The 4,127-nt window shown below is 74.7% G+C and carries 4 protein-coding genes and 1 pseudogene; 1 reads left to right on the forward strand and 4 read right to left on the reverse strand.

The features are described from left to right. Together EAD98_RS00735 and EAD98_RS00740 are read right to left on the reverse strand one after the other, a co-directional pair. Positions 1-916: pseudogene (locus EAD98_RS00735) on the reverse strand (transposase); the annotation flags it as partial. 39 nt (positions 917-955) lie between these two features. After that, positions 956-1,918 (reverse strand): DNA primase, encoded by a 963-nt coding sequence (locus EAD98_RS00740; RefSeq protein WP_121652171.1) that lies wholly within the window; start codon positions 1,916-1,918, stop codon positions 956-958. Between the two features lie 170 nt (positions 1,919-2,088). Here EAD98_RS00740 and EAD98_RS00745 point away from each other — a divergent pair, with 170 nt between their 5' ends. Further along, entirely contained in the window at positions 2,089-2,430 is a 342-nt protein-coding gene (locus EAD98_RS00745; protein ID WP_121652172.1) for a PadR family transcriptional regulator, read from the forward strand. Positions 2,431-2,534: 104 nt separating this feature from the next. On the opposite strand, the gene EAD98_RS00750 is transcribed toward EAD98_RS00745, so the two are convergent. Together EAD98_RS00750 and EAD98_RS00755 are read right to left on the reverse strand one after the other, a co-directional pair. After that, complete coding sequence (locus EAD98_RS00750) at positions 2,535-3,209, reverse strand: permease prefix domain 1-containing protein (RefSeq protein WP_121652173.1); 675 nt, start codon at positions 3,207-3,209, stop codon at positions 2,535-2,537. Between the two features lie 70 nt (positions 3,210-3,279). Then, on the reverse strand, positions 3,280-4,127 hold an 848-nt coding region (locus tag EAD98_RS00755), incomplete at its 5' end, for an ABC transporter ATP-binding protein (protein ID WP_233583662.1).

Below are 4,127 nucleotides of genomic sequence, written 5' to 3' on the forward strand. Positions count from 1 at the left end.
GCGAGGCGCTGGCCCGTGCGCTGAGCGCGCTGACCAGCGCCTCGCACCCGGCGTCGCAGGCCCGCACGGAAGCGACCGCCTGCCGCACCGTCTCGGCCACCGCGGAGGTGAGCGCCCGGTTGACCGCGGCGCGGCGGGGCGTCTCGGTGATGGCGACCCGCAGCGCGGTGACCGCCTCGTTGATCTCGTCGGCGTCGGCCACCCCGTCCGCGGCGAGGTGCGCGGCGATGGCGTCCGCCGCCACCGAGACCTCGCGGCCCCGGGCCACGGTGCCGCCGAGCATGCCCGGCTCGGGCAGCGCGTCCAGCACCGCCAGCGAGACCGGCTCGGCCGGGTCCGGATATGCGCGCAGCGCCGCCGGGTAGAGCTCGCGCAGCACCTCGCGCAGCGCGACGGCGGCGGAGTGCCGGCCGCTGGCCAGCGCGGCGTGCGCGGAGAGCACCTGCTTGTAGCCGGCGAGGTCCCGGGGTGCCGGCAGGGTGACCGCGGAGAGCGCGCCCGCCTGCAACGCGCGGGCCAGACCGACGGCCCGCCGTTCGGCCGGCGGCGACTGCATCTCCTCCAGGGAGTCGTCGTCGGCGAACCGCTCGGCGAAGTCGTCGACCGAGTCGTCGTCCGCGATCGCCAGTGGCCGACCCGCCGCGCTCAGCAGCGAGATGACCGTGTGGTCGTCGCTGTCGGCGGCGATGGCCGCACCGCTCGGCCCGCCCGACCGCTCCACGAGCAGCGCGACGAGCTGGGCGTAGCCAGCCGCGTCGTCGCCGATCTCGCAGACATGCAGCAGACGGCCTGCGTCGTCGACCACAGCGGACGTCAGCGTCGAACCGGCCGAGGCCGGTCGGTCAGCCGGATCCGCCGAGGCCAGACCGCAGTACACGCGCACGAGCGCCACGGCGTCGTCCTCCTCCCGGGACAGGTCTTTCCTCTGCCAGCAACTGATGCTCCCCGGTACGGGTCAGTCGCGCCAGTCCACGACCGCAGAGATCTTGCCGACAATGGTGCGCCAACCCAAACTTGCGGTTTGTGCCCCGATTTTCTTCAGCCGCCGGCGGCCCATGAAACCGCCGATCCCACCGTTGGCGGTCGCCCGCAGCGCCTCGTCCAGGTCGTCGAGGCTGGAGCCGGCGGAGAGCATGTCCAGGACCGCAGGCAGCCGCAACGCGTACGCCAGGTCACGTGCGGCCTCACCGGCCTTGATCAGCAGGGTCGAATCCCAGGTGTCGTGCCCGCCGCGCAGGTTCTCCACGACGAGGTCGAGCTCGTAGTTGTCCTCGTCGAGCGGCTCGATGTCGGCCGGCTCCACCCGTTCGGACAATTCATTCCAGCTGTCCAGTTGGGACAGATCATTTGGCGCGCCGGACCGGATGAAACTGACCAACGACTCGGGGGTCTTGAACAGCAGCAGCTTGCCCCGGTGGCTGAGGAAGACCGGCACCTCCTCGTTGCTCGCCTCGTCCGTGGCGCCCTCGTCCGCCTCGTCGGCGTCCGTGTCGCCGTCCCGGCGACGGCGGGACTCCGCGTCCTCGTCGGTCTCGGCGAACTCCTCGGCCAGCTCCTCGTCGAGGATGACGACGGTCTCGTCGTCGTCCTCCTCCTCCTCGATGACCTGACGGCGGGCGAGGAAGGGGTCGTCCTGGTCGCGCTCGGTCACGTCGGTCGGGGTCAACGCCCCCGCCGGCCGGTACGCCCGCAGCGTGAAACCGACGCCGGCCGGCAGGGCGATCTCCACCGGTTCGATGCGCAGCTCGTCCCAGAGCGACCGGTCGAGCGACGCCGACGCGCGGTCGGCCTCCTCGGCCTCGTCGGCCTGATCTGGCTCGGCCGGGCCGGTGCTGTCGTCGAGCTCAGGCTCGTCGGCGTCGGGCCGTTGGGGCGACTGGCGGGCCACGCTGACCTCCGTGTGCTTCGGGTTGCCCACCCGCCGGCGTCTCGGACGGCGAGTGACTCTGGGCACATACCCTAGTCGGCGGTCCTGGGCGACCGGTGCCCGCACCCCGGAGGCCGGGCGGTACACCGGTTCGGGCCTGCGGGTCGTCGGGGGTTGCCGCCGGTGGCGCGCCGGCGATTCGACAAGTAGCGTAGCTACGTATGAAGGCCCAGGAGTTGCACGGCCATCTCGACGCGCTGCTGCTCGCCGTTCTCGAACAGGGCGCGCTGCACGGGTACGCCATCATCGAGGCGCTGCGTGCGCGCAGCGACGGCAGCCTCGACCTGCCCACCGGCACCATCTATCCGGCACTGCGCAGGCTGGAGCGCGCCGGGCACGTGGCGAGCACCTGGAGCACCGTCAACGGCCGGGAGCGGCGGACGTACGAGCTCACCGACGCCGGCCGGCGGGCGTTGGCCGGGGAGCGCGCGGGGTGGCACGAGTTCCGCGTGACGGTCGGCCGGTTCCTCGACCCCGGCAGCCCACCCGGCACCCCGGCCTGAGAGCGGCTCGGCGGGCCGTGGTCCGTCCGGCCCGGTGCGCTCACCGCTCGGCAGCCACGCGCGCACCGCCGTGGACGGGCGGGCGTCCGGTGGGTCGCCGTGGTTCAGCGGGTGGTGGCCCGCAGCCAACCGCGCGCCGCGCGGACGAGCGAGAAGTAGGCGCCACCGGCAAGCACGCCTCCGATGATCATCGGAGGCCAGTGCAGCGCCGCATCCCAGAGACCGAACGACCAGGCGAAGAGGGCCGTGCCGGCCAGCATGCCCAGCGCCACCGCGCCGGTCAGGCCGGCGCCCACCGCGCGCTGCGCCGCCGCCAGACCCGGTCGCGGCGAACGGGCGCCCGCCGCCACCACCAGCAGCCCGGCCGCCGCGAGCAGCAGCGAGCCGGTCCAGATCCATTCGACCGAGGTGGAGAGCAGCCGGTAGACCGCCGGCGGCCGGGAGCCGCCGCTCCAGCTCGACCCCTGCCAGGTGAGGTCGCCGGCGACGACCCCCACCGCGGCGATCGCCAGCATCCGCAGGGAGAACCCACGCAGCGCACCCACCGCCAGCTCGGCCTGCCAGGAGGGGAGCAGTTGCGCCGGTGAGCCGAACTCGGCCACCGCGCGCCGCTGCGCCTCGGTGGGCGGCACGCCACCCTCGCGGTACGCCTCGACGGCGTCCAACAGGCCGTGCCGCGCCTCGGTGAGCAGGTCCGACTTCAGTCGGGTCGGCCCGTGCAACCGGGCGGCAAGCTCCCGAAGGTGCTCCTCCACCAACACGTCCTCAGAGCGCGGCATGGCACCACCCTGCCACGGACACCGGCGTGCCGACGTCCGGGAGAACCCTGGTCCGTCCCGGAGAGCCCGGTCAGGGGCGCAGAGCCAGGTACCCGCGTTCGGCCGCCGCCTGGAGCAGCCACTGGTCCCGGTACCAGCCGGGGGCGGTGACCAGCTCGGCGTGCCGGCCGCGCTGGATCACCCGGCCGCCGTCGAGGACGACGATCTCGTCCAGCTCGGCCAGCCCGCTGAGCCGGTGACTGATCAGCAGCACCGAGTGCCCGGCGGGGGTGGCGGCGAGCGCGGAGGCGAGAACGGCGTCCGCGGCGGTCGGGTCCAGCCCCTCGGTGGGCTCGTCGAGCACCAGCACCGGCGGCGCGGCGAGCAGGGCCCGGGCGAGCGCGAGCCGTTGCCGCTGGCCCCCGGAGAGCTGGCCGCCCTCCTCGCCGACCAGCGTGTCCCACTGCGCCGGCTGGGCGCGTACCCACTCCAGCAGGCCGGCGGCGGCGGTCGCCGCGACCAGCTCCTCCTCGCCGGCTCCGGCGCGGCCGAGCAGCAGGTTCTCCCGCACCGTGGCGTGGAAGACGTACGCCTCGGCGAGCAGCCCGCCGACCGCGCGGGGCAGCTCCTCCTCGGCGTACGTCGACAGGTCGTGACCGTCCAGCGTGACCCGGCCGGACGCGGGCCGGACCGCGCCGGTCAGCACGGCGGCCAGCGTGCTCTTGCCGGCTCCGCTCGGGCCGACCACCGCGATCCGCCGCCCGGCGGGCAGGTCCAGGCTCACCCGGTCGAGCGCGGGCGCGGCGCCGGCCCGGTACCGCACGGTCACCTCGGTAAAGCGCAGCTCGTGCGCCCCGCCCCGGCCCGGGCCACCGGTTCCGTTCGCGCTGACGACGGCGGGTGCGGGCGTCGGCAGGTCCGCGGCGGCGGGCGGGGGAG

The sequence above is a fragment of the Micromonospora sp. CV4 genome (assembly GCF_003667455.1).
Lineage (GTDB): Bacteria > Actinomycetota > Actinomycetes > Mycobacteriales > Micromonosporaceae > Micromonospora.